General features: G+C 71.6%; 21 protein-coding genes. 10 read left to right on the top strand and 11 right to left on the bottom strand.

Translation table 11 applies throughout. From position 1 onward, the window contains the following. Nucleotides 1–465: 465 nt before the first annotated feature. Genes WBK31_RS25805 through WBK31_RS25795 form a run of 3 tightly spaced genes read left to right on the top strand, consistent with a single transcriptional unit; the run spans nt 466 to nt 4,821 of the window. Nucleotides 466–1,842 (top strand): MDR family MFS transporter, encoded by a 1,377-nt coding sequence (locus WBK31_RS25805; protein ID WP_406673311.1) that lies wholly within the window; start codon nt 466–468, stop codon nt 1,840–1,842. Beyond that, entirely contained in the window at nt 1,839–4,211 is a 2,373-nt protein-coding gene (locus tag WBK31_RS25800; protein WP_364056936.1) for a PEP/pyruvate-binding domain-containing protein, read from the top strand. The genes WBK31_RS25805 and WBK31_RS25800 overlap by 4 nt, the downstream gene beginning before the upstream one ends. 10 nt (nt 4,212–4,221) lie before the next feature. Continuing rightward, nucleotides 4,222–4,821: a TetR/AcrR family transcriptional regulator gene (locus WBK31_RS25795; protein ID WP_378787132.1), complete on the top strand. Its 600-nt coding sequence runs from the start codon at nt 4,222–4,224 to the stop codon at nt 4,819–4,821. Here WBK31_RS25795 and WBK31_RS25790 read toward each other — a convergent pair. Further along, nucleotides 4,799–5,512 (bottom strand): TetR/AcrR family transcriptional regulator, encoded by a 714-nt coding sequence (locus tag WBK31_RS25790; protein ID WP_364056930.1) that lies wholly within the window; start codon nt 5,510–5,512, stop codon nt 4,799–4,801. The two genes, WBK31_RS25795 and WBK31_RS25790, sit on opposite strands and share 23 nt — an antisense overlap. 115 nt (nt 5,513–5,627) lie before the next feature. Here WBK31_RS25790 and WBK31_RS25785 point away from each other — a divergent pair, with 115 nt between their 5' ends. Genes WBK31_RS25785 through WBK31_RS25775 form a run of 3 tightly spaced genes read left to right on the top strand, consistent with a single transcriptional unit; the run spans nt 5,628 to nt 7,779 of the window. After that, nucleotides 5,628–5,981: a YrdB family protein gene (locus WBK31_RS25785; protein ID WP_364056927.1), complete on the top strand. Its 354-nt coding sequence runs from the start codon at nt 5,628–5,630 to the stop codon at nt 5,979–5,981. Between the two features lie 2 nt (nt 5,982–5,983). After that, complete coding sequence (locus tag WBK31_RS25780) at nt 5,984–6,895, top strand: NAD-dependent epimerase/dehydratase family protein (RefSeq protein ID WP_364056924.1); 912 nt, start codon at nt 5,984–5,986, stop codon at nt 6,893–6,895. Continuing rightward, nucleotides 6,892–7,779: a Gfo/Idh/MocA family oxidoreductase gene (locus tag WBK31_RS25775; protein ID WP_364056921.1), complete on the top strand. Its 888-nt coding sequence runs from the start codon at nt 6,892–6,894 to the stop codon at nt 7,777–7,779. The genes WBK31_RS25780 and WBK31_RS25775 overlap by 4 nt, the downstream gene beginning before the upstream one ends. 67 nt (nt 7,780–7,846) lie before the next feature. On the opposite strand, the gene WBK31_RS25770 is transcribed toward WBK31_RS25775, so the two are convergent. The 4 genes from WBK31_RS25770 to WBK31_RS25755 are packed head-to-tail and all read right to left on the bottom strand — an operon-like array spanning nt 7,847 to nt 12,243. After that, nucleotides 7,847–8,686 (bottom strand): trypsin-like peptidase domain-containing protein, encoded by an 840-nt coding sequence (locus WBK31_RS25770; protein WP_364056918.1) that lies wholly within the window; start codon nt 8,684–8,686, stop codon nt 7,847–7,849. Between the two features lie 57 nt (nt 8,687–8,743). Continuing rightward, nucleotides 8,744–9,748, bottom strand: coding sequence for an acetamidase/formamidase family protein (locus WBK31_RS25765; protein ID WP_406673310.1), 1,005 nt, complete (start codon nt 9,746–9,748; stop codon nt 8,744–8,746). Continuing rightward, nucleotides 9,745–11,112, bottom strand: coding sequence for an APC family permease (locus WBK31_RS25760; protein WP_364056912.1), 1,368 nt, complete (start codon nt 11,110–11,112; stop codon nt 9,745–9,747). Before WBK31_RS25760 ends, WBK31_RS25765 begins: the two co-directional genes overlap by 4 nt. Before the next feature lie 54 nt (nt 11,113–11,166). After that, nucleotides 11,167–12,243: a substrate-binding domain-containing protein gene (locus WBK31_RS25755; RefSeq protein WP_364056909.1), complete on the bottom strand. Its 1,077-nt coding sequence runs from the start codon at nt 12,241–12,243 to the stop codon at nt 11,167–11,169. A 48-nt stretch (nt 12,244–12,291) separates the two neighbouring features. On the opposite strand from WBK31_RS25755, the gene WBK31_RS25750 reads away from it, so the two are divergent. Continuing rightward, nucleotides 12,292–12,738 carry a MarR family transcriptional regulator gene (locus WBK31_RS25750; protein WP_364056906.1) on the top strand — a complete coding sequence of 149 codons (447 nt, stop codon included), beginning with the start codon at nt 12,292–12,294 and terminating at the stop codon, nt 12,736–12,738. A gap of 13 nt (nt 12,739–12,751) precedes the next feature. Here WBK31_RS25750 and WBK31_RS25745 read toward each other — a convergent pair whose 3' ends face one another. Next, a complete protein-coding gene (locus WBK31_RS25745; RefSeq protein WP_364056903.1) occupies nt 12,752–12,955 on the bottom strand; it encodes a hypothetical protein in 204 nt (67 codons plus the stop codon). A gap of 202 nt (nt 12,956–13,157) precedes the next feature. Further along, a complete protein-coding gene (locus WBK31_RS25740; protein WP_406673309.1) occupies nt 13,158–14,435 on the bottom strand; it encodes a Glu/Leu/Phe/Val family dehydrogenase in 1,278 nt (425 codons plus the stop codon). 239 nt (nt 14,436–14,674) lie between these two features. On the opposite strand from WBK31_RS25740, the gene WBK31_RS25735 reads away from it, so the two are divergent. After that, entirely contained in the window at nt 14,675–16,201 is a 1,527-nt protein-coding gene (locus WBK31_RS25735) for an alkaline phosphatase D family protein (protein ID WP_378787136.1), read from the top strand. Between the two features lie 35 nt (nt 16,202–16,236). Beyond that, entirely contained in the window at nt 16,237–16,953 is a 717-nt protein-coding gene (locus tag WBK31_RS25730) for a class I SAM-dependent methyltransferase (protein ID WP_406673308.1), read from the top strand. Nucleotides 16,954–17,024: 71 nt separating this feature from the next. Here WBK31_RS25730 and rocD read toward each other — a convergent pair whose 3' ends face one another. Both rocD and WBK31_RS25720 read right to left on the bottom strand, forming a co-directional pair. Next, complete coding sequence (rocD, locus tag WBK31_RS25725) at nt 17,025–19,040, bottom strand: ornithine--oxo-acid transaminase (protein WP_406673307.1); 2,016 nt, start codon at nt 19,038–19,040, stop codon at nt 17,025–17,027. Between the two features lie 126 nt (nt 19,041–19,166). Then, nucleotides 19,167–19,652: an Lrp/AsnC family transcriptional regulator gene (locus WBK31_RS25720; protein WP_364056885.1), complete on the bottom strand. Its 486-nt coding sequence runs from the start codon at nt 19,650–19,652 to the stop codon at nt 19,167–19,169. A 93-nt stretch (nt 19,653–19,745) separates the two neighbouring features. On the opposite strand from WBK31_RS25720, the gene WBK31_RS25715 reads away from it, so the two are divergent. Next, entirely contained in the window at nt 19,746–22,100 is a 2,355-nt protein-coding gene (locus WBK31_RS25715; RefSeq protein WP_364056882.1) for a GH1 family beta-glucosidase, read from the top strand. Here the strand turns inward: WBK31_RS25715 and WBK31_RS25710 are convergent. Then, a complete protein-coding gene (locus WBK31_RS25710; protein ID WP_406673306.1) occupies nt 22,097–23,038 on the bottom strand; it encodes an isopenicillin N synthase family dioxygenase in 942 nt (313 codons plus the stop codon). The genes WBK31_RS25715 and WBK31_RS25710 overlap by 4 nt on opposite strands. A 185-nt stretch (nt 23,039–23,223) precedes the next feature. Further along, nucleotides 23,224–24,606 (bottom strand): glycoside hydrolase family 16 protein, encoded by a 1,383-nt coding sequence (locus WBK31_RS25705; protein ID WP_406673305.1) that lies wholly within the window; start codon nt 24,604–24,606, stop codon nt 23,224–23,226. Nucleotides 24,607–24,811 lie beyond the last annotated feature (205 nt).

The following is a 24,811-nucleotide window of genomic DNA, read 5'->3' as shown; positions in this document are numbered from 1 at the left end:
CGGTGATCGTTGCGAGAACGCGAACACTCGGCTCCGCCGGAGGTGTGGCTCGTGGAGCCGACCACTCGGTTCTGCCGGGGTGTGGCTCGTGGCGTCGACCATCGGCCTTCGCTCGCCTGCCGGGCGCGCGGCGGTGACGGTCCGCGCCGTCTGTAGCTGCTCGTTGGGGTGACTGGTCGCTCGTGGCGCGCCGCGTGCCGCGTATCCGCGCGCCGCCTATCTCGTGCTGGGCAAGCGGGGTCTCCTCGTCGCCCGCCGTTGCGGTGCGCGCGTTGGCAGCGTCGCCTGCGCTGGTGCGTCGAGTGGCGGTCGCCTCCGCACCCACTCCTCGTTCGTGTCCCGGGCCGGCTGGTCGCCCGGGTGTCCGCTCTTTCGTAATCTCGCGTGGATAGTTAGTGAACGTTGCGTTTCCTAAGAATGACACCTATGCTCCTTAGAGAACGATACGTTCTCTAAGGAGCGGCCATGGGGCTTGTGCTGCCGGGGCTGATGCTGTGCATGCTGCTCGGCGCGCTCGATCAGACGATCATGGCTCCGGCCCTGCCCGCCGTGGCGGCGGGGCTGGGCGGGCTCGATCAGATGTCGGCGGTCATCAGCGCCTACCTGGTCGCCGCCACCGTGGTCATGCCGGTGTACGGCAAGCTCGGCGACCGCTACGGCCGCAAGCCCACCATGCAGGCCGCCATCGTCATTTTCGTCACCGGCGCCGTGCTCTGCGCGTTCGCCACGTCGATGCCGCTGTTCATCGCCGCCCGAGCCGTCCAGGGGATCGGCGGGGGCGGGCTGATGATCGGCGCGCAGGCGATCATCGGAGAGGTGGTGAGCCCGCGCGAGCGGGGCCGCTACCTGGGGTTGATCGGGGCCGCGTACGTCGTGGCGGCCGTGGGCGGGCCGCTGATCGGCGGGCTCGTGATCGACAGGATGAGCTGGCGGTGGATCTTCGCGATCTACCCGCCCCTGGGGCTGCTGGCGCTGATCGTGCTGACCGCCACGCTGAAGCTGCCGAAGCCCGCCGATCGGGCGCCGCTGGACGTGGCGGGGGCCATCACGCTGGGCGTGGCCGTCCTGGGCGTCGTGCTGCTGGGGGAGAGCGGCAACCTCGCCTACGTCGGGCTGGCGGCGGCGGGGGCGGTCGGGTGGGTGATCAGCACCCGGTACACCGACGACCCGATCCTGCCGCTGCGGCTGTTCAGAGACCGGGCGTTCGCGGTGCCGGTGGCGATCAGCTTCATCATCGGGTTCGCGCTGTTCGGCGCGGTTTCTTACCTGCCCGCGTACGCGCAGATCGCGCTGCACACGAGCGCCACGCGCGCCGGGCTGATGGTGACCGCGCTCATGGGCGGCGTGCTGCTCACCACCATCGTCTCCGGCAGGCTCATCTCCAAGACCGGCGTCTACAAGCCGTACCCGATCGCGGGCACGATCGTCGCGGCGGCAGGGATGGGGCTCATCGGGCTGGCCGGCGCCTCGCCGGCCGGGCTGGTCGTGGCGATGGTGCTGACCGGGATGGGCGTGGGGCTGGTCATGCAGGTGATGGTGCTGGCCGCCCAGAACGCCGTGCGCTACGCCGACCTGGGCGCCGCCACGGCGTCGGTGACGTTCCTGCGCCAGATCGGCGCCTCCGCCGGGGTCGCGCTGGTCGGCGCGCTGATCACGATGCGCTCGGGCATCTCGGGAAGCACTCCCGCAGCCCTGCCCCCAGGGGTGCGCGAGGCGTTCGCGCAGGCCGTGCCGCCCGTGTTCGCCGCGATGGCGCCGCTGCTCGTCGTCGCGTTCGTCCTTGCCCTGATCATGCCGGCCCGCCCGCTCCGCACCACCGCCTACGTCGAGGAGAGACAGTGAAACTGGTCGCACCACTGAACGCCTTCGGGCGCGCCGACCTGGCGATGGCCGGGGGCAAGGGCGCAAACCTGGGCGAGCTCGTCAAGAACGGCTTCCCGGTGCCGGACGGGTTCGTGATCACCACGCACGCGTACGAGCTGGTCGCCCAAGGAAGCGACACCCGCGAGCACTTCGAGCGCGTCGAGCTGCCTGAGGAGCTGCGCGAGGCGATCACCGGCGCGTACGCGGAGCTCGGCGGCGGCCCGGTGGCCGTGCGGTCGAGCGCGACCGCCGAGGACCTGCCGGGCGCGGCGTTCGCCGGTCAGCAGGACACCTACCTCAACGTGGTCGGCGAGGAGGCCCTGTTCGACGCGGTACGCCGCTGCTGGGGCTCGCTCTGGACCGACCGCGCCGTCTCTTACCGGGCCCGGCTGCGCCTGGACGACTCCGAGGTGCGGATCGCGGTGGTCGTGCAGCGCATGGTGGAGCCCGACGTGGCGGGGGTGATGTTCACCGCGAACCCGGTCAACGGCGACCGCGGACAGCTCGTCGTCGACGCGGGCAGCGGGCTGGGCGAGGCGGTGGTGTCCGGGCTGGTCACCCCCGACCACTACGTGCTGCGGCCGTCGGGGGAGGTGGTGGAGTTCACGCCGGGCCGGGGTGAGGTGGTCGTCCGCAGTGCCGCCGGTGGAGGTGTGGTGCACGAGCACCACGAGTCCGTGGGCGGCGCCGCCGGGGGAGGCGTCGGGCGCGAGCACCCCGACTCGCAGTCCTCGGGCGGGCTGCTGTCCGGTGAGACGCTGCGCGAGCTGGCCGGGCTCGGGCGGCGGGTGGCCGGGGCCTTCGGGCGTCCGCAGGACATCGAGTGGGCGTACGCGGCGGGCCGCCTCCACCTGCTGCAGGCCCGCCCCATGACCGCGCTCCCGCCGCCCCCGGTGGGCCCGCTCAACACGTTCCAGCGCCGCGTGGCCATGATCCTCACGGAGTACCTGCCGGAGCGGCCGTACCCGATCGACATGTCCACCTGGGTATCCGACGGCCCGGCGGGACTGATGGCGAAGGTGTTCTCCGAGTACGGCGTGGAGAACATGATCGACGGCGCCCTGCACGAGGAGGACGGCGTCGTCTACCGCCTCGCGCCCGCCAAGCCGCGCCTGACCGTGAGGGCGCTGGCGACGCCGTTCAAGCTGCTGGCCAGGGCCCTGCGGTACGACCCCGCCCGCTGGACCGAGGACCCCCGCTTCCAGGCGTACCTGAAGGACGTCGAGGAGCTGCGCTCCCGCGACCTCGCGGCGATGCCGTGGGAGGAGCTGCGTCGGGTGCCCAGGCAGGCGCTGGCCGTGGCGCGGCCGGTCGCCGACCTGCGCGCCGCCTACCTTCCGGGCGTCGGGCTGGCGCTGCTGCGGCTGATGGTGGCGCTCGCGCTGCGCGGTCGCAGGGGCATGATGGGCGAGCTGCTGCTGGGGGCGCGTACCCGCACATCCGACGCCAACCGGGCGCTGGAGCGCCTGGCCGAGACGGCGCGCAGGACGGGCGCGCTGGAGGCGGATGAGCCGCCGAAGGAGTTCGCAGAAGAGCTGGAGGCGTTCCTCGCCGAGTACGGGCACCGCGAGACCGCGAGCCCCCTCCTCATCACCGCGCCCACCTGGGCCGACGCCCCCGAGGTGGTGCTCGATCTGGTCAGGGTGCTGGCGGCGGCGCCACCGGAGCGCAAGGAGCAGGAACGGCCGCCGCTGCGGTCGCCCGGGCTCGCCCGCAGGGTGGCGGCGGCCCAGGCGGGCATCACCTTCCGCGAGGACAGCCACTTCTCCTTCATGCTGCCCGCGCCGATCCTGCGCAGGTCGCTGCTGGAGATGGGCCGCAGGCTGGCCGCCGCGCGCCTGCTCGACGCGCCCGAGGACGTCTTCCACCTGCGCCTTGAGGAGCTGGAGCGGTTGCGGGGCACCGACGACCCGGCCGCCGCCCGGCTGCGCGAGGTGGTCAGGAAGCGGGCGGCCAAGCGGGAGGAGCTGTCCGGCGTGCGGCTCATCGACCCGGCCGCCGTGCACCCCGTCGCCGACGCCGGCACGGCGTTGCTGACCGGTGTCCCGGCCGGAGGCGGCACCGCCACGGGACCGGTCAAGGTGATCGCGAACCCCGCCGAGTTCGGCCGGCTGGAGCCTGGCGACGTGCTGGTCTGCCCGTACACGAACCCGTCGTGGACCCCGCTGTTCCAGCGTGCCGCGGCGGTCGTCGTGGACACCGGCGGCGCGGCCTCGCACGCCGCCATCGTCGCCAGGGAGTACGGCATCCCGGCCGTCATGGGCACGGGAAACGGCACGTCGGTGCTCGAAGACGGCAAGATCGTCACCGTCAACGGCGACACCGGCGCCATCACGGCGGCTCCCTAGAATGCCTGCCATGGTGACCGACCACCGCAAGCAGCCGAGACGCCGGGGCGAGGCGCTGTGCGCCGCGATCTTGCAGGCCACGCTCGACGAGCTGGCCGAGGTCGGTTACGCGGGGCTGACCATGGAGGGCGTCGCCGAGCGGGCGCGGGCCAGCAAGGCCTCGCTCTACCGGCGCTGGCCCAGCCGCATCGAGCTGGTGATGGAGGCGGTCTACCGTTCGCTGCCCGCGCCGGGCTCCGTGCCCGACACCGGCAACCTGCGCGACGACCTGGTGGCCCTGCTCAGCATCACCGCCGAGGCCCTGCACGGCCCGGCGGGCGAGGCGATGCGCGGGCTGCTCGGCGAGGCGCTGCGCGGCGAGTCGCCGCTGGGCGCGATGCGGCGCAACACGCAGGGGCGGGCCAGGCGGCTGATGGAGGAGGTCGTGCAGCGGGCCGTCGAGCGCGGCGAGGTGGACCCGGCCGACGTCACCCCGCGCCGCCTGGACGCGGGCCAGGCCCTGCTGCGCCACCACTTCCTCTTCGATGGCCTGCCGTTCCCCGACGACCTGGTGGTGCAGATCGTGGACGAGGTGCTCGTCCCGCTGCTCAAGCCGTCGAAGCGGAGCTGACCGCGGCGAGCCCCAGGGTGCTCGCCGCCAGGCGCATCGCGTGGTCGAAGGCCGCCTCGCGGTTGTCGATGGTGTTGTTGAACTGGCCGAACACCTCGAAGCTGACCCAGCCGTACAACGTGCTCCACGACGTGACCGAGCGCCAGACCATCTCGTCGGGCACCTCGGGCATCACCTCGCGGACTGCGGCGGCGTCCGCGGACAGCTCCGGCGGCGGCTCGGAGGAGGGCGGCCGCAGCGCGCCGTCCCGCCAGGCGTCGGAGACGATGCGCCCCAGCACGGTGACGTCGCGCACGCGGGCCTCGACCGTGGCGCGCGGTGCCTGGTAACCGGGTACGGGGGAGCCGTAGATGAGCGCGTACTCGTGCGGATGGGCCAGGGCCCAGCCGCGTACGGCGTGGCAGGCGGCCAGCCAGCGGCCGAGGTGGTCGTCGCGGGCGACGGCCGCCTCGCCCTGCTCGACGGCCTCGCCGAGCGCGTTGTAGCCGTCGATGATCAGCGCGGTCAGCAGGTCGTCACGGCTCGGGAAGTAGCGGTAGATGGCCGATGAGACCATGCCCATCTCGCGCGCGACGGCCCGCAGTGACAGGCCTCCGGCGCCCTCGGTGGCGAGCTGGCGCCGCGCGATGTCGGTGATCTCCCTGATGAGCTCGGCCCTGACGCGTTCTCTTGCGGTGCGGCTGGCTGTCATGCGAGCAGGCTACCAGAGCAGTGATCTCGAAACGAGAGCACTGCTCTTGACGAACGGCGCTCTCATGAGAGAGCATTGCTCTCGCTAGCGAACGCCGCTCCGGAAGGTGACCCCGATGCACGTCCTCGCCAAGAACGCCAACGCGCTCCTGATGTTCCTGCTGGAGCTCGGCGTCCTGGCCTCCGTCGCCTACTGGGGCTTCACCCTCGGCTCGAACTGGGGCGTCAAGCTGCTGGCCGGGATCGCCGGCCCGGCGCTGTTCATCGCCGCGTGGGCGCTGTTCGGCGCGGGCGGCGGCGCGAACGCCGCGTTCCCGCTGACCGGCCTGGCCCGTGCCGCGCTGGAGATCATCTGGTTCGGCGGCGGTGCCCTGGCGCTCTACGCCGCGGGGCTGCGCACCCAGGCGTTCGTGTTCCTCGCGCTTTTCATCGTCAACGCGGTTCTCCGCCTGCTGTGGAACGAGGTCTGATCATGGGCAAGCATGTCGTCGTGGGCTCCGGCCAGGTCGGCGGCCACCTGGCCGCCAAGCTGCTGGCACGCGGCCACGAGGTCGTCGTGGTGTCGCGCTCGGGGCGCGGCCCCGAAGGGGCGGTCAAGGTGGCCGCCGACGTGAGCGACGCGTCCCGGCTGACCGAGATCACCAAGGGGGCCGACGTCCTCTACAACTGCGTCAACCCGCGCTACGACCGCTGGCTGATCGACTGGCCGCCGATGGCCGCCGCGTTCCTGGCCGCCGCCGAGGCCACCGGAGCGGTGTACGTGATGCTCGGCAACCTCTACCCGTACGGCCCGGTCACCGGACCGATGACCGAGGACCTGCCGCTCGCCTCTGCCAACGAGAAGTTCCGGGTGCGGACCACGATGTGGCAGGACGCGCTGGCCGCGCACGAGGCCGGCCGCATCAGGGCCACCGAGGTCCGCGCGTCCGACTACTTCGGCCCCGGCGCCACCGACCAGTCCTACCTGGGCGACCGGTTCCTCGGCCCGCTGCGGGCGGGCAGGACGATCCCGCTGCTGTGGCCGGCCGACGTGCCGCACACCTGGAGCTACCTGCCGGACGTCGCCGAGGCGCTGATCATCGCCGGCGGCGACGAGCGCGCCTGGGGCCGCCCCTGGCACGTGCCGAGCCCCGAGCCGATGACCTTCAGGGAGATCGGCGAGCGCATGGCCGCGCTGCTGGGCCGCCCGGCGCCGCGCATGCGGCAGATCCCGTGGCCGGTGACCAGGGCTCTCGGGGCGTTCTCGTACATGCTGGGCGAGCTGCGGCACGTCCGCTACCAGTTCACCGAGCCGTTCGTCATGGACTCCTCGGCCTTCCAGCGGACGTTCGGCGTCGCGCCTACCCCGGTCGACCAGGCGCTCAAGGCTACGCTCGAGGCGTGAAGATTGCGATGATCGGCCTGGGCGACATCGCGGAGAAGGCCTATCTTCCCGTGCTCGCCGCTCAGCCAGCCCTCGACCTGCACCTGTGCACCCGCAACCAGGCCCGGCTCGACCGGCTCGGCGACGCCTACCGCATCGGCGCCCGCTTCACCAGCGTGGACGAGGTGATCAAAGCGGGGGTGGAGGCGGCGTTCGTGCACGCGGCCACCGAGGCGCATCCGGAGATCGTGGAGCCGCTGCTCGCCGCCGGGATCCACGTCTACGTGGACAAGCCCATCGCCTACACTCTGGCCGACTCGGAGCGCCTCGTCGAGCTGGCCAGGGACACCGGCAGGTCGCTGATGGTGGGCTTCAACCGCCGCTACGCCCCCGGCTACGCCGAGCTGATCGCGCACCCCCGCCGGCTGATCCTCATGGAGAAGAACCGGCGCAACCTGCCCGACACGCCGCGCAGGGCGGTCTTCGACGACTTCATCCACGTGGCCGACACGCTGAGGTTCCTGGTGCCCGGCCCGGTCACCGACACCACGATCAGGACCCGCGTCCACGGCGGGCTCATCGAGCACATCGTCCTCGAGCTGTCGGGCGACGGCTTCACCGCCATCGGCATCATGAACAGGATGAGCGGCGCCGGTGAGGAGAGCTGCGAGGTCATGGGCGACGGCACCAAGCGGCGGGTGGTCAATCTCGGCGACGTCATCGACTACGAGGGCGGCGAGCGGCTCGTGCGGCGGCCCGACTGGGTGCCGGTGGCCAGGCAGCGCGGGATCGAGCAGATCTGCCTGGAGTTCCTGGACGCCGTGCGCGAGGGGCGGCGCATCGACGCGGGCGACGCGCTGGCCACCCACGCGCTCTGCGAGGAGATCGTGCTCCAGGCCGGCTGACCGGGCGGCGCGATCGGCCCGCGAAGACGGGCCGCCACATCAGGCTGCGGGGTCAGGCCATCGGGGGTCAGGCCATCGGGCGTCGGGTCGCCGCCCGGCGGCGCATCACCCGGTCGGCCTTGGCGTACATGCGCCCGAACACCTTCTCGCTCAGCCGGGTCAGCACCGTGTAGCCCTCGGCGTCGCGCAGCGGGCTCGACGAGGACACCACGCCCGCGACCGCGCCGCCGTACAGGGCGGGGCCGCCGCTGCCGCCCGCGCTGGCGTGGCAGTTGTGCGTCACCATCAGCCCGGGGCCCTTGCTGACGGCCTCGACGGTGTCGCCTACGCACCGGTACAGCGTCGTGCCCGGATAGCCCTTGCCCGCCGGGTAGCCGAGGAGTTCGAGCCCGCGCAGCTCGGTGCCGCGCGCGGTGGGCATCGTCTTCAGCCCGCGCCCGGTGACCGACTCGAGCGGGTGCTTGCCGTGCGCGACGCCCACCAGCCCCACGTCGTACGGCAGCAGATCCGGCGAGTACGGCCGGTCGCGCCACCGGGCCGGCACCCACGCGCGCACGACCGGCCACACGCCCAGCTTCGGCCGCCCCCGGTCGAAGCCCGGCAGGAACGCGAGGTGCTCAAGCGGCCGCCCGTTGCGGTAGATGCAGTGCGCCGCCGTCAGCACGAGGCTGCGGCTGCGCGAGCCGATCACCGTGCCTCCGCACAGGACGTCGGTCTTGGCGACGGGGTCGCGGCCGAGCAGCACTCCCGTCAGCCGCCGCGCCCCCGTGTAGGGGCGCGGGACCGGCGCGTAGCCCAGGCGGTCGCCGTCGGGGGTGAGGATGCGGGAAGCGGGAACGTCGCGTAGGAACACCTCGGTGACGGCGGCTGGATCGAGCAGGACCAGGGACAGCACCAACCTGAGCACCCTCACACCTTATGGGGAAGATGATCAGTGCCCTGACCTGCGACATCAATGTTTACCCTAACTTGTGTACGCGGAGGCGAGCGCGCGCAGCCGGGCGTGCGCGTCCTCGTAGACGGCGATCTTGCCGAGATGCGCCTTGGGCAGCTTGGCGACCATCGTGTAGTTGGTGTCGCACACGTTGCCGACCGGCGCCTGCCCGGCCTGGCTGACGAGCTGGTACGCATCCAGCGTGTCGAGCCCGGTCAGCTCGGAGGTCCAGGTGACGAGGTCGTGCTGGCTGATGCGGTAGGCGTCCTCCAGCGGCCGGGCCGAGCCGGTGGACATCAGGTGCCCGTCGTCCTCCAGGCGGGGCCACGGCGTGGCGACGCCCTTGATCAGCTCGACCGCGACCACGGTGTTCATGGCCGACTCGATGGCGGTCCCGCACACCTCGCCGTGCCCCTGCAGGCCGTGGCCGTCGCCGATGGCGAACAGCCCGCCCTCGACGTTGACGCCGAGGTAGACGGTGACGCCCGCGCGCAGCTCGGGGGTGTCCATGTTGCCGCCGTGCGCGTCGGGGGTGATCGACATGCGGGTCTCGTTCGCGGCCGGGGCGACGCCGACCGTGCCGTGCATGGGGTCGAGCGGCAGGTCCACGGTGAAGTCGCTGTTGCGGGCGTGGTAGACGGCCACGTTCCGCTCCAGGTCGATGTCGTAGCGCCAGACCCGCTCCTCCAGCGGCGGATGCAGCATGGCCGTGGTGTGGGTGGCGGTCAGCGCGCCGAAGTGCGGGAACGTGGTGGAGACCGCCCAGTCCCTGGCCGGGGTGATGGAGATGAAGTGCAGCGCCAGGGTGTCGCCCGGCTCGGCGCCCTCGACGTGGAAGGGGCCGGTCACCGGGTTGAGGTAGGGGAACTCGCACACCTGGGACGGCAGGTCGTCCACGGTCTGCACCCGGCCGCCGAAGCAGTCCTCGGTGTAGAGCTCCAGGATCGTGCCCGGCCGTACCTTGGCGACGGGCGGCCGTCCGCCGAAGGTGTAGCTCAGCTCCTCGGGCTTGGGACGGAAGGAGACGACGTTCACTTGACCTCCGTGGGAAGTTCGGGCCGGCGCCCCATCGCGTAGGAGACGCCGATGACGAGCAGGCCGATCGCGAGCCAGACGCCGCCGACCCACTGCGCCGCGACGTTCTGGTTGATGACGACGGCCACCAGGACCGTGAAGCCGATCGCGGGCGCGACGAGGTGCGCCCAGATGTTCCGGCTGCGCTGTTTGATCATGTAGTGGACGACCACGGCGACGTGGAGCAGCAGGAACGCGCTCATCGCACCGAAGTTGACCAGGGAGGCGAGCTCCCCGATGCCATTGTCGCGCGTGCTCATGAAGACGCCGAGCGTGATCGACACGGCGGCCACCGCGAACGTCGCGTTGACCGGCACCTTGTGCTTGGGATGCACCTTCGCGAGGAACGACGGGAGCTGCCGGTCGCGGGCCATCGCGAACAGCAGCCGTGAGGTGGCGGTCTGCGCGACCAGCGAGTCGGCGAAGCCCCAGGCGATGGCGGTGGCGACGGCGGTGAGCACGCCCAGCCACTGCCCGCCGGCGAAGGCGGCCGTGTCGTAGAAGGCGTTGCCGGTGAGGTCGCCTTCGGCGATGAGCTGGGCCCGGTTCGGGGTGAGCAGCGCGGCGACCCACGTCTGCACCACGAACAGCACCGCCGCCACCGCGAGCGCGGCCACCATGGAGCGGCCGAGCCTGCGGGCGTCCTCGCGGTTCTCCTCGGCCAGCGTCGAGATGGCGTCGAAGCCGAGGAACGACAGCACCGCCACCGACGCCGCCGCGAACACCACGCTCCACGTGAAGGACGAGGGGTCGAAGAGCGGGGTGAGCGCGCCCGCCTGGCCCTTGCCCTGGGCCAGCGCGACGCCGCCGACCACCAGGAAGATCGCCAGCACGGCCAGCTCGCCGATCAGCATGATCCGGGTGATCCTGGCCGTCATCTGGATGCCCAGGTAGTTGACGACGGTGTTGAACGCCACGAACGCCACGATCCACACCCAGACGGGCACGGCCGGGACGAACGAGTTCATCGCCGTGCCGGCCACCAGGTAGAGCAGCGAGGGCACCAGCACGTAGTCCAGCAGGATCGCCCAGCCGGCGAAGAAGCCCACGGGGGCCGCGATGCCGCGTCCCGCGTAGGTGTAGACCGAGCCGGCCATCGGAAAGGCCCTGGCCATCTGCGCGTACGACAGCGCGGTGAACGCCATGGCCACGACGCCGATGATGTACGCGAGCGCCACCATGCCGTGCGAGATGGAGAAGACCTCGCCGAAGATGCCGAAGGGGGCGATCGGCACCATGAAGATCAGGCCGTAGATCATCAGATCGGCGAAGCTCAGGGACCGCTGGAGTTCCTGGCGGTAGCCGAACTGCTCGATTGTGCTCATGGACGGCTCCTGACTGCTGTAGGGGGCGATCGGCCACCTTAGAGCCAAAGCTTTCTAGTGAAAAGATTTCTCTAGAAAAAAATCAAGGCCGTCGGCTCTGCCCAGGTGAACGGGGTGACGTACCTGGCCGTCGAGGAGTGTCAGCGTGCCGCGCGCACTGGTGATGGTGGTGCCGTCGGCCACCGCGTCCAGCGCGGGCACCGCGAGCGAGCCCGCCCGCGCGCACAGCGCCGCCAGCATCGCCACCGCCTCGTAGCAGCCGTGGCCGTGCGCGTTGAGCAGCGGCGCGTCCGGGCCGAACCGGGCGGTGTAGCGCTCGGCGAAGCCCTGCCCCGCCTCGGTCGGCAGGCTGCGGAAGTAGCCCATCGACGAGTACAGGCCGCCGGTGACGTCGCCGCCGATGCCCAGCAGGCCGTGCTCCTCCAGTGCCCCGCACAGCCGCACCGCGCTCAGCCCCGCCGTCGCGTACGCCCGGTTGAACGCCACCAGGTCGCTGCCGATCAGCGTCAGCAGGATCGCGTCCGGCCTGGCGTCGGCCACCCGTTCGAGCCGGTCCACCGCCTGGCCGTACGGGACCAGGCTCTCGCCCACCACCGTGGCGCCCGCCGCGTGCAGCCGCTCGCGCGCGGCGGCGTGCACCAGGCGCGGCCAGATGTAGTCGTTGCCCAGCAGGTACCAGCGGCGCGCCCGATCGGCGGTCAGCCGCTCGATGCCGGGCGCGAGCTGCCTGTCGGGGGTCTCGCCCAGGAAGTAGACGCCGGGGGCGCGGCCGCCGCCCTCGTACGGAGGCGCGTACACGAACGGCACCCGCCCCGCGATGGCCGCCACCACCGCCACCCGCACGTCGCTGGCGTGCGCCCCGGCCACCGCCGCCACCGTGCCCGATCGCACCAGCCCGGCCACCTCGCCGGCCACCTGTGGCGCGGGCCGCCCGCCGTCGATGAGCACCAGCTCGACCGGCCGTCCGAGCATGCCGCCGCGGTCGTTGATCTCCTCGGCGGCCAGCACCGCGCAGTTGATCGCGCAGGGCCCCATCAGGCCGAGCACTCCGGAGACCGGTACGACCAACGCGATCCTGATCGCGTCGGAGGGGAGGAGCCGCGCTTCGAGAGGATCGACCGTCGCCGCCACGCCGACGAGTATCCTCCCTTCAAACCGCACGATGAAAGGACCAGTTCGATGACCACCCACGGGCTCGGGTCCTCACTCGCCTACTTGCTGAGCCGTGCGGAGCGCGTCGTCAATCGTGGGCTGGCCGCGGCGCTGGCCGTCGAGGGCGTCACCGTCGAGCAGTGGCGCATCATGCGGGCGCTGGCCGACGGGCGGGGCGAGTCGATGGGCGAGCTGGCCGAGGCGGTGCTGATGCCGCATCCCACGCTCACCAAGGCGGTCGACAGGCTCATCGACCGCGCGCTCGTCTATCGCGGGCCGGCCAAGGGCGACCGGCGGCGGGTGGCGGTCTTCGTCTCGGGGCGCGGGGCCGAGCTGCTGGCCCGTATCGACGGCGCGGTGGCCGAGCAGCAGGCACTGGTCGCGGCGGCGTTCGGTGCGGAGCGCACCGCGCGGCTCATGCGCGACCTGGAGAGCCTGGCCGACACGCTCGGCCACGCCGAGCTGAGCGCTTGAGAACGCTCCAGCGCTAGCCCCGGTCGCGCTCCTTGGTGGCGGCGGTCACCACGATCGCGATCAGTCCGGCCGCCGCGACGCCCAGGTAGCCGGGCAGCGGCAGGTCGATCAGGTGGTGCAGGAAACCCCAGTCGCTGTCGAACCACATCCGCCCGGCGAAGCCGCCGAGCCCCTGGATGATGGCGATCACACCGACGATGTTGACGAGTTCTCTCATGCATCGAAGGTTCGCAACAGCAGGCCCGCCCCGGCATCGAACCTTGGGCGGGCCTGCTGCTACTAAAGTCGCGGCCGCGCGGATGGGCGCGGGCTCGCTGGTGGTCGCGGCCTCACGGACGGTCGCGGCCTCGCTGGTGGTCGCGGGCTCGCGGGAAGCCGCGGGCTCGCGGATGGTCGCGGCCTCATGAGAGGCCGCCGGGTCACGGGTAGAGCCCGCGCATCCGGTGCGCCTCGGCGACCCGGCCCACGCCGATGACGTGCGCCGCCTGGCGGAGCGTCAGGTCGCGCGCGGCGGCCAGCGCCTTCACCTCGTCGAAGGCGCTCAACATCAGCTCGCGCAGCTTGAGCTCGATGTCTCCGGAGCTCCATGAGCACGCCTGGAGGTTCTGCACCCACTCCAGGTACGAGACGATCACCCCGCCCGCGTTGGCCAGGATGTCAGGGACGACCGTGGTGCCGTTCGCGGCCAGGATCTCGTCGGCCTCCGGCGTGGTCGGGCCGTTGGCGCCCTCCACGATGAGGCGGGCGCGGATCCTGGGCGCGTTGGCCTCGGTGATGACGCCTTCGAGCGCGGCCGGGACCAGCACGTCCACGTCCAGCTCGAACAGGTCCTCGTGGGCCATCGCGTCGGCCTGGGCGAACCCGTGCACGCCGCCGCTCTCGGCGGCGTGGGCGCGCAGCGCGGCGATGTCGAGGCCGCGCGCGTCGTGCACGGCGCCGGTGATGTCGGAGACCGCCACCACCTTGCATCCCGCGTCGGACAGGTACTGCGCGGCGAGCGCGCCCACCTTGCCGAAGCCCTGCACGGCCACCGTCACGCCTTCGGGCGAGCGGCCGAGCGCGGCCAGTGTCGCGATCTGCACGCCGCGCGAGGTCGCGCCGCCGCGGCCGAGCGAGCCGCCCAGCGTCATCGGCTTGCCGGTGACCACCCCTGGCACCGAGTAGCCGGCGTTGACGCTGTAGGTGTCCATGATCCAGGCCATGGTCTGCTCGTCGGTGCCGACGTCGGGCGCGGGGATGTCCTTCTCCGGGCCGATCAGCGGCAGGATCTCGTTGACGTAGCGGCGGGTGAGGCGTTCGAGCTCGCGGGTGGTGAACTGGCTCGGGTCCACGGCCACGCCGCCTTTGGCGCCGCCGTACGGGATGCCGACCAGAGCGCACTTCCACGTCATCCACATGGCGAGCGCGGTGACCTCGTGGATGTCGGTGGCGGGATGAAAACGGATGCCCCCCTTGGCGGGCCCGCGCGAGATGTTGTGCTGGACCCGGAAGCCCTGGACGACGTCCAGGCTGCCGTCCTCGCGCCGCACGGGGACCGAGACGGTCAGCGAGCGGCGGGGCGTGGCCAGCATCGTGCGGAGCCCGTCGTCCAGGCCGAGGTGCGCGGCGGCCCGGTCGAGCTGGTGGAGGGCGGAGTCAAGGGCTTGACGGCCCGGGGTGATCAGGGCCGGCGTCGTTGACGGCACCATGATGCTCATGGAAGAAATTCCTCCTGTTATGTACGCCCTTTTTCCGGAAAAGGCGCCATTGCCAATCCCATTTGGGCGTTGTTGTCACGATCATCCTAGGGCGGGGGGTTTAGCCTTGCCTAGTTGTTGGTAGAAGTTCTCGCCGGCGATCGTGTGCTGCGGGTCGTGCCACTCTGGCAGGCTTACAGGCGAGAGTGTGCCGAAACGTCGAATCGGGGGGTCACATGCCCGCACTCGTGGTGGGGCCGATGCTGCGTTATGTCGACTCCGACAGCGCCTCGATCTGGGTGGAGACCGCCGAACCCTGCACGGTCGCCGTTGAAGCGGACGGCAGGACTTACCGGTCGCCTACCTTCACCGTGCACGGTCACCACTACGCGATCGTGGATCTCGTTGAGTTGTCCCAGGATATCGCGTCGTACACGGTCAGCTGCGACGGGGAGCAGGTATGGCCGATGGCGGGTCGCCCGCCCAGCCGCATCCGGCTGCTGCCCCGCGACGGCGTGCGGCGCCTGGCGTTCGGATCCTGCCGCACCAGCGTCCCCCACGACGACTTCCACGTGCGCACCCACGGTGACGACGTGCTGCGCGCCTACGGCGAGCACCTCGCCCGCACCGACCCCGACGAATGGCCCGACCTGCTGCTGCTCCTCGGCGACCAGGTCTACGCCGACAGCCCCTCGCCCGACATGCTGGCCTTCATCCGCTCCCGCAGGGACACCGAGCCGCAGGGGGAGGTCGCCGACTTCGAGGAGTACGCCGAGCTCTACCGCCAGGCGTGGACCGAGACCGAGATCCGCTGGCTGCTGTCCACCGTGCCGACGGCGATGATCTTCGACGACCACGACCTGCGCGACGACTGGAACACCTCACAGCCCTGGCGCGAGCAGATGGCCAAGACACCCTGGTGGCACCGCCGCGTGGTGTCGGGCCTCAGCGCCTACTGGATCTACCAGCACCTCGGCAACCTCTCGCCGGCCGAGCGCGCCGAGGACCCGGTGCTGGCCAAGCTGATGGCCGGCGACGGCGGCGCGGCGCTCGACGCGTTCGCCGAGAAGGCCGACGCCGAGCCGAGCGGCAACCGCTGGAGCTACGCCCGCGACCTCGGCACCGCCCGGCTCGTCATGGTCGACACCCGGTGCGCCAGGCAGCTCACCCCCGGAGACCGGCGCATGGTCGACCCGACGGAGTGGGAGTGGGTCGAGGAGCAGATACGCAGGCCCGGCGCCGAGCGGCTCATCATCGGCTCGTCGATCCCGTTCCTGCTGCCCGAAGGCGTCCACGGCGTGCAGAACTGGAACGAGGCGCTGTGCGACGGCAAGTGGGGCCCGCTGGTGCGCCGCTGGTCCGAGGCGTTCCGCCAGGCCGTCGACCTGGAGCACTGGGCGGCCTTCCGGCGCTCGTTCGAGGACATGGCCAGGCTGCTCGTGGAGATCGGCAAGCCGGTCTACATCCTGTCGGGCGACGTCCACTACTCCTATCTCGCCCAGGCCGACAAGGGGCAGATCTTCCAGCTCGTCTGCTCGCCCATCCGCAACCCGCTCAGCCGGCTGCTGCGCTGGGCCAACGTCTTCACCCAGTTCTCCATCGCGACCCTGGTCGGCAACCTGATGGCGCGCCTGGCCGGCGTGCCGCGCCCGCCGTTCCGCTGGCGCATCACCAAGGGCCCCTGGTTCCAGAACGCCCTGGCCACCCTCGAGCTGCCGCGCACGGTCACCTGGTACGGCTCGACCGGCGAGGTCGTCGCGCCGATCGACTCCGTCGAGCTCCGCTGAGGGACCCGAGGCGCCCCTGAACTACGCTGACCGGCATGCTTGACGACCCTTGTGCCGCTGCCGTCCCCTTCTACGACCTTTTCCATGAGGACGGTCACGTGCCCGCGATCCGCGAGCTGCTGCCCCCGCTGCTCGCCGGAGTGCGGCGCGGCGTCATCGAGATCGGTGCGGGCACCGGCCTGATCACCGAGGTCATCGCCCGGGCCACGCCCGCCGAGATCCACGCCGTCGAGCCGTCGCCCGGCATGCGCTCGGTGCTGGTCAACCGGCTGGCCCGCGACCCCGAACTGCAGCGCAGGGTGACCGTGCTGCCGTGCGGAGGGCTGGACGTGAAGGTGGACGAGCCCGCCGGCGCCGTCGTGATGATCTCGGTGCTGCAGAGCTTCACCGCCGACGAGCGGCCGCGCCTGTGGCGGGTGCTGGCCGGGCAGCTCGAAGGCGACGGGCGGCTGCTCTTCAACTGGCGCGACAGGCGGCCGCCGGCGCCGGAGACCGAGCCAGGGGTGATGGGCACGTACCAGGTGGGGCGGCACACGTACGAGGTGGCCGGGCAGGTGCTCGACGTGACCGGCGAGAGCGTCACCTCGCGCTTCCTCTACCGCGTCAGGCACGGCGAGACGCTGCTCAGCGAGGACGAGGTGGTGAGCACCGCGCACTGGCCGCCGAGTACGGCGGTGGCGGCCGAGCTGAAGGAGGCCGGGTTCGTCCAGGACGACGCCCCCGACGGCATGCAGGTGTGGCGCGCCGCCTGAGACGGCAAGCCGGCGGGGCGCGCCGCCTGGAAACGGCGAAAGGGCCGGAGGCGTGACCTCCGGCCCTTGACTCATCTGCTCTGGAGCTCGTAGACCGCGTCGACGAGCTGGTCGACCGCCCAGTGCAGGTCGTCCTCCGTGACCACGATCGGCGGGGCGAGCCGGATCGTGGAACCGTGGGTGTCCTTGGCCAGCACGCCGCGCTTGAGCAGCGCCTTCGACACCTCGCGCCCGGTGCCGACGTCGGGGTGGATGTCCACGCCCGCCCACAGGCCGCGCCCGCGCACCTCGACGATGGAGCCGTGGCCCACCAGCTCGCGCAGCCGGCCGTGCAGCACCTCGCCCAGCTTGGCGGCCCTGGCCTGGAACTCGCCGGTGTTCAGGATCTCGATCACGGCGTTGGCGACCGCGCAGGCCAGCGGGTTGCCGCCGAACGTGGAGCCGTGCTGGCCCGGGTGGATGACGCCGAGCACGTCGCGGTCGGCGGCGATGGCCGACACCGGCACCACGCCGCCGCCGAGCGCCTTGCCCAGCACGTAGATGTCGGGCACGACGCCCTCGTGGTCGCAGGCGAACGTGTGGCCGGTGCGCCCGAGACCCGACTGAATCTCGTCGGCGATCAGCAGCACGCCCTCGGCCGAGCAGATCTCGCGCAGCTCGGTCAGGTAGCCGTCCGGCGGCACCAGCACCCCGGCCTCGCCCTGGATCGGCTCGACCAGCACGGCCACCGTCTCGGGGTCGATGGCCTGCCGCACGGCGTCGGCGGAGCCGTACGGGACGATCTTGAAGCCCGGCGTGTACGGGCCGAAGCCGTCGTGCGCCTCCGGATCGGTGGAGAAGCTGATGATCGTGGTGGTGCGGCCGTGGAAGTTGTTCTCCATCACGATGATGTTGGCCTTGCCGGGCTCGACGCCCTTGACGTCGTAGCCCCACTTCCTGGCCACCTTGATCGCCGTCTCGACGGCCTCGGCGCCGGTGTTCATGGGCAGGATCATGTCCTTGCCCGTGAGGTCGCCGAGCCCGGCGCAGAACTGCGCGAACTGGTCGTGGTAGAAGGCGCGGCTGGTCAGCGTGAGCCGGTCGAGCTGCTCACGCGCGGCCTCGATGATCTTCGGGTGGCGGTGGCCGAAGTTCAGCGAGGAATAGCCGGACAGGCAGTCGAGATAGCGCTTGCCCTCGACGTCGGTGACCCACGCGCCCTCGGCCTCGCGGATGACGACGGGCAGCGGATGGTAGTTATGCGCGCTGCGGCGCTCGCTCACTTCGATGAGCTCGGCGCTGGTGATCATGTCAGTTCTCCCCCTGATCTCCAGTGTGCAGCACTTGGGACCCCCACCCGCCTTGCGCAGCTCCGACAGGTCGACGGGGATCACCTCGTACCCACGCCGCTTGAGCTCAAGCTGGAGATTGGTCGCCTCGGCGTTGATGACCACGTTCGTGCCGTCGCTCACCGCGTTCAGGCCGAGCACCGCGGCGTCCTCGGCGGTCGCGACCACCGCGTCGGGGAACATGCGGCGCAGCACCGCGAGGCTGCCGGGGGAGAACGCCTCGGGGTAGTACGCGACGTTGTGGCCGTCGAGCGGGAACAGCGCCGTGTCGAGGTGGTAGTAGCGCGGGTCCACCAGCGTCAGCGAGACGACCGGGCGGCCCAGGTACTCCTGCGCCTCCTGGTGGGCCACCACGTCCGTGCGGAAGCCGGTGCCCGCCAGGATGACCTCGTCGAGGGTGAGGAAGTCGCCCTCGCCCTCGTTGACGTGCGACGGCTCCATCGTCGGGTAGCCGCGCTCGGCGAACCAGCGCAGGTAGGCGGGCCCCTCGGCGGCGCGCTGCGGGTAGGCGAAACGGGCGCCGTAGACGCGGCCGCCCACGACGAGCGCGCCGTTCGCGGCGAAGACCATGTCGGGCAGGCCTTCGATCGGGTCGATCAGGCTCACCTGATGCCCGAGCTCCTCGTACGCCGACTTCAGGCCCTCCCACTGCCGGATCGCGCGCTCGCGGTCCGCGCCCGCCTCGGGATGCATCCACGGGTTGATGGCGTACTCGACCGTGAAATAGTCCGGACGGCACATGAGGAAGTGTTTGGGCATGCAGCACTCCATCGGCACTCTCAGCAGGGAAAACTCCACGAGCGGGAGCTGAGGACAGCCTAGGAATGCGTATTCGGGCAGGCCAAGGGCTTGACATTGCGCATCTGCGCAAGCCTGTTGCGTGTTTCAGCCGGTGATGGGGGATTCGTTGCGCGCCTCGTGGACCAGCGCGCCGGGCGGTGTGTCGATCAGCCGCGACAGCACGATGACGCTCTTGGTCCGCACCACGAACGACTCCGCCGCGATGCGCTCGATCACCCGTTCCACGTGCCGCACGTCCCTCGCCCTGATGTGCAGCAGCGCGTCGGCCTCGCCGGTGATCGTGGCCGCCGCCACCACCTCGGGGAACTTCGCCACCGCGAGCGCGATGTCCGACGGCTTGGTCTTGCCCTGGCAGAACAGCTCGACGTACGCCTCCGTCGTCCAGCCGAGCGCCTGCGGCGCCACCCGCGCGCTGAACCCGGTGATCGCCCCGACCTGCCGCAACCGGTCGACCCGGCGCTTGACCGCCGAGGCGCTCAGCCCGACCCGGTTGCCGATCTCGGCGTAGGTCTGGCGGGCGTCGTCCACGAGCGCCGCGATGATGTCACGATCGAGCCGGTCCAGTTCCACGCGCCCTGTATACCGCCTGGCCAGGCTGGCGCGCGACGAGGGGCGCGCGGGACACTGGGCCGGTTGATCGTTGACCGGAAGGTACCCGTACACATGAGCACCGCAAGCTTCCCCGAGGGCTTCGAGTGGGGAGTGTCGACTTCGGCCTTTCAGATCGAGGGGGCCACGAACATCGACGGCCGCGGACCGTCCATATGGGACACCTTCTCCGTCGACCGCGTGGAGACGTGCGACCACTACCACCGCTACCAGGAGGACGTCCGGTTGATGCGGGACCTGGGGCTGCGCGCCTACCGGTTCTCGGTCAGCTGGCCGCGCATCTTCCCCGGCGGCGGTGGCAAGCCCAACCCGGCGGGGCTCGACTTCTACGACCGGCTGGTGGACGAGCTGGTGGCCGCCGGCATCAGGCCGTACGCGACCCTCTACCACTGGGACCTGCCGCAGGCGCTCGAGGATCAGGGCGGCTGGCCGTCGCGCGACACGGCGCTGCGCTTCGCCGACTACGCCGCCGCCGTGCACGCGCGGCTCGGCGACCGGGTGCGCACCTGGTTCACGCTGAACGAGCCGTGGGTGGCGGCCTTTCTCGGCTACGGCGCGGGCATCCACGCGCCCGGCCGTACCTCCGCGGCCGAGGCGTTCAAGAGCGCCCACCACATGCTGCTCGGCCACGGCCTGGCCGTGCGGGCGCTGCGCGAGGCCGGCGCGGCCGAGACGGGCGTGGTGCTCAACCTCTCGCCCGTCGTGACGCCCGCCCAGGTGAGCGACCCCGGCCGCCGGGCTTCGGAGGAGGACGCGGTGGCCGTGGCCAGGATCGACACGCTGGTCAACCGGCAGTTCCTCGAGCCGATCCTGCGCGGGGCGTATCCGGAGGAGCTGCTGCCGGTCATCGAGCGGCACGGCGGCCTCGGCCACATCGAGGACGGCGACCTGGAGACGATCGGGCAGCCCATCGACCTGCTCGGCGTCAACTACTACACGCCGCTCGTGGTGCAGGCCCAGCCCAGCGAGCCCGCCGACCCCGCCTACCCGGGCAGCGAGGGCGTGCTGTTCTGCACGGTGCCCACCGCCGTCACCGCCATGGGCTGGCCCATCGTGCCCGGCTGCCTGTCGCGGCTCCTGCGCCGCCTCACCCGCGAGTACCCCGGTCAAGAGCTGATGATCACCGAGAACGGCGCGGACTTCGTCGACGTGGTCACCGGCGACGGCATCCACGACGTCGATCGCATCAGCTTCATCGAGGAGCACCTGCGCGCGCTGCGCGCCGCGATCGACGAGGGCGCCAACGTGCGCGGTTACCTCGCGTGGACGCTGCTCGACAACCTCGAATGGGTGGACGGCTACCAGCGCAAGTTCGGCCTCGTGCACGTCGACTTCGCCACCCAGCGGCGGCGGCTCAAGGACAGCGCCCTGTGGTACCGCGACGTCGTACGCCGCAACGGCCTGGCGCAGACCCGGCCCAAGCGGCCCACGCTGGAGACCGTGGCCGCCCGCGCCGGCGTCTCCCGCGCCACCGTCTCCCGCGTCGTCAACGGCGAGTCGTCGGTGAGCCCCGAGGTCAGGGCCGCCGTCATGCAGGCCGTCAACGAGCTCGGCTACGTGCCCAACCTGGCCGCCCGCAGCCTCGTCACCCGCAGGACCAACGCGATCGCGCTCGTGCTGTCGGTGCCCAGGCAGGGCGGCGGCGACGCGCTGACCGCCGCCGTCGTCCAGTACGTCACCAGCTTCCTCGAAGGCGCGGGCAAGCAGATCACGCTCATGCTCGCCGACACCGCCGAGAGCCACCGGCGCATCGTCGCCCACGTGGAGGCGCGGCTGGCCGACGGCGTGGTGCTGCTGCCGCCCGACCGGGCCGACACGCTGGCCGAGCGGCTGTCGCGGACCGGGGTGCCGGTCGTGCTGCTGGGCAAGCCGGAGATCGCCTCGCTGGTGCCGTACGTGGACGCCGACAACGCGGGCGGCGCGGCGGCGGCGACCGAGCACCTGCTGGAGCGCGGCCGGCGGCGCATCGGCATGGTGTGCGGGCCGATGGACCTGGTGTTCGTACAGGACCGGCTGGCCGGGCACCGGGCGGCGCTGCAGCGCGCCGGGCTGCAGCCGCACCTGGCGCCCGCCGAAGACCTCACCAGGGCCGCGGGCGCCGACGCCGTGCGGCGGCTGCTCGCCGACGACCCCGCGCTCGACGCCGTCTTCGCCGCCACCGACCAGCTCGCCATCGGCGCCATGCGGGCGCTGCGCGAGGCCGGGCGGCGGGTGCCCGACGACGTGGCGGTGGTCGGCTTCGACGACATCGACGCCGCCTCGGCCACCACGCCCGCGCTCACCACCGTGCGGGTGCCGGTCGCCGACCAGGCTCTGGCGCTGGCCCGGCTGCTGCTGTCGCGGCTGGAGGGCCGCCACACCACCTCGGTCGTGCTGCCCGCCCGGCTCGTGGAGCGCGAGTCGGCCTAGATCTGCTGCTCGAACAGCCGGGGGAAGACCTTCGACACCTTCGACAGCAGGTACTCGCCGTACGTGCCGGTGAAGTCCACCTGCCCGTCCCAGCGGCGGCCCGGCGCGTACGGCAGCGGCGGCACCTCGCTGTCCCACCCGGGGTCGAAGAAGAACGGGAAGCTGAGCCGCTCGTTGCCGCTGAGGTTGCGCACGCGGTGCGGCGTGGAGCGGTAGCGGCCGCCGGTGAGCTTGTCGAGCATGTCGCCGATGTTGCACACGAACGTGCCCTCCACCGGCGGCGCCTCCACCCAGCCGCCTCGCGTGTGCACCTGCAGGCCGCCGTTGGCGTCCTGGAGGAGGAGCGTGAGCAGGCCGTAGTCGGTGTGCTCGCCGACGCCCCACGTGTCGGGGTCGTCCGGCGGACCCGGCGGGTAGTGGAAGATCCGGAACAGGATGGTCGGGTCGGCCGTGTAGCCCGTACGGAAGTAGTCCTCGTCCAGCCCCAGGCTGAGCGCGATGCCCGCCATGACCGACTGCCCGACCTGCGTCATCCTGTCCAGGTATTCGAGCACCGCCTCGCGCAGTTCGGGCACCTGAGCGGGGAACAGGTTGGGTCCGTGCAGCGGGAGCGGGCCCGGCGGCTCCTCCGCGCCGAAGTAGATGCCCTCCTTCAGGTCGGGCAGGCCCGAGGTCAGCTCGCCGCCGACCGGGAAGAAGCCGCGCCAGGCCCGGCCGCCGCGCTCCATCGCGATCTCGTTCTTGACGTCCTCGGGGAGCTCGAAGAAGCGCCTGGCGGCGGCGTCGAGGCGGTCGATCAGCTCGGCGGGCACGCCGTGGCCGCGGATGTAGAAGAACCCGCTGTCGCGGCAGGCCGCGCCGATCTCCTCGGCCACGGCCTCCTTGCCCGGCCCGCCGGTGACGAGCGGCGACACATCGATGATCGGCAATTCGCTCACGGGGGCCATTGTTCCCCGATTCCGCCGGGGTCGCCCCCTTCAGACGGGCTTGGGCGGCGCTGTGAGGGGCTGTGGGGCTCCGAGAGGGCGGGCCGGGCGGAGAAGATCATCGCCTGGCGTCGCGCCCTCCTGAGCGCGGCACAGGGCCCGGCCGGAGGCGTACGGCCGGGCCCTTCCCGATCAGGTCAGGACGTCGAGAACGTGAACCAGTTGACGTTGACGAAGTCCGCCGGCTGCCCGGAGGAGAACGTCAGGTACACCGTGTGCGTGCCGGTCACGCCCGAGATGTTGGCGGGCACCGTACGCCAGCTCTGCCAGCCGCCCGTGTTGGAGATCGCGAAGTCGCCGATCGGCGGAGCCGTCGGGCTGTCCAGCCGGACCTGCACGAGCCCGCTCACCCCGGCCGCCGCGCCCGAGGCCACCCGGGCCTTGAACTGGGTGGCGGGCGTCGAGCCGAAGTTCACGCCGTCGTAGCGCAGCCAGTCGCCGTTGGCGATGGCGCCGACGTTCTGGCCGCCGCCCGTGTCGGTGGTGGTCTCCACGATCGTGCCCGACTGGGCCGTGTAATGCTCGGCCTGGATGGTCGAGCGGGCGTCCACATCGCCGGGCGGGTCGGTCGGGTCAGTGCCGCCGCCGTCGCCGCTCTGCCAGACCGCCACGTAGTCGACCACCATCGGATGACCGGGCTCGGTGGCCGCGGTCGGGGTCTGGCCGCCGAGCGCGTTCGGGAAGGCACCGCCCATGGCCACGTTCAGCAGCAGGAAGTCGCCGGCGTGGCCGGTCATGTTGTTCCAGGTGGTGGCGTCGAAGCGGGACTGGCTCAGGCTGTGGAAGAGCTGGCCGTCCACGTACCAGCGGAGCTGGTTGGGCGAGACGCTGCGGTCCCACTCGAAGCGGTAGGTGTGGAAGGCCGACTGGCAGGTCGAGCCGGGGCAGGCGCGGCTGGCGCTCAGGCCGTTGGTCTCGTCGCACGGACCGCCGGGGTTGACGCCGCAGTGGAGCACGCCCCAGACGGTGTTGAGTCCGTTGACGTTCTCCATGATGTCGAACTCGCCGATGGCCGGCCAGTTCCAGTAGTTCCCCCGGTACGGCGAGCCGAGCGCCCAGAACGCGGGCCAGTAGCCGAGGGCGGCCTGGCCGGTGACGTTCGGCATCTGCAGGCGGCTCTCGATGCGCAGGATGCGGCCGTCGGCGGGCTTGAAGTCGGCCCGCCTGGTCTCGATGCGGGCCGAGGTCCACTCGCCTGAGGAGCTGCGCAGCGGCGTGATGCGCAGGTTGCCGGAGCCGTCGAGACTGAGGTTGGCGGTGCTGTCGGTGTAGCGCTGGATCTCGCCGGTGCCCCAGTTGGCGGGGCCGCCGGGGTAGGAGTGGCCGGTGTCGATGATCCAGTTGTCCGACGAGGGGAGGGTGCCGGCGGGGCCGTTGAAGTCGTCCGACCAGACCAGCGTCCAGCCCGACGGCGTGGAGGGAACGGAGGCCGAGGCGCTGCCGGCCGTCTGGACGAGCAGGCCGCCGAGCGCCGCGAGCGCCACGGCCACCGCGGCCAGGCGGCGTCTGTGCCTGTTCACACGGGTCATCATCGCTCCAGGGGGGTGCGGAGGGACGTGAGAGAGCGCTCTCTCATGCAGTGTGGACGCCGGACTTACCTGCTGTCAACATTCCGCACCGAGCCCTTGACAACGCTGTGAAGCCGAAGCTGGAGAGCGCTCTCTGGCTCAGCAAGAATGAAGAAACCGCGGCGCCGCACCCGCCGGGGGTGCGGCGCCGCGGCCC

This window comes from Nonomuraea sp. N2-4H (assembly GCF_045291505.1).
GTDB lineage: Bacteria > Actinomycetota > Actinomycetes > Streptosporangiales > Streptosporangiaceae > Nonomuraea > Nonomuraea fastidiosa.
Note: the sequence above shows the minus strand (reverse complement) of the source record. Positions and strands in the feature narration are given on the sequence as shown.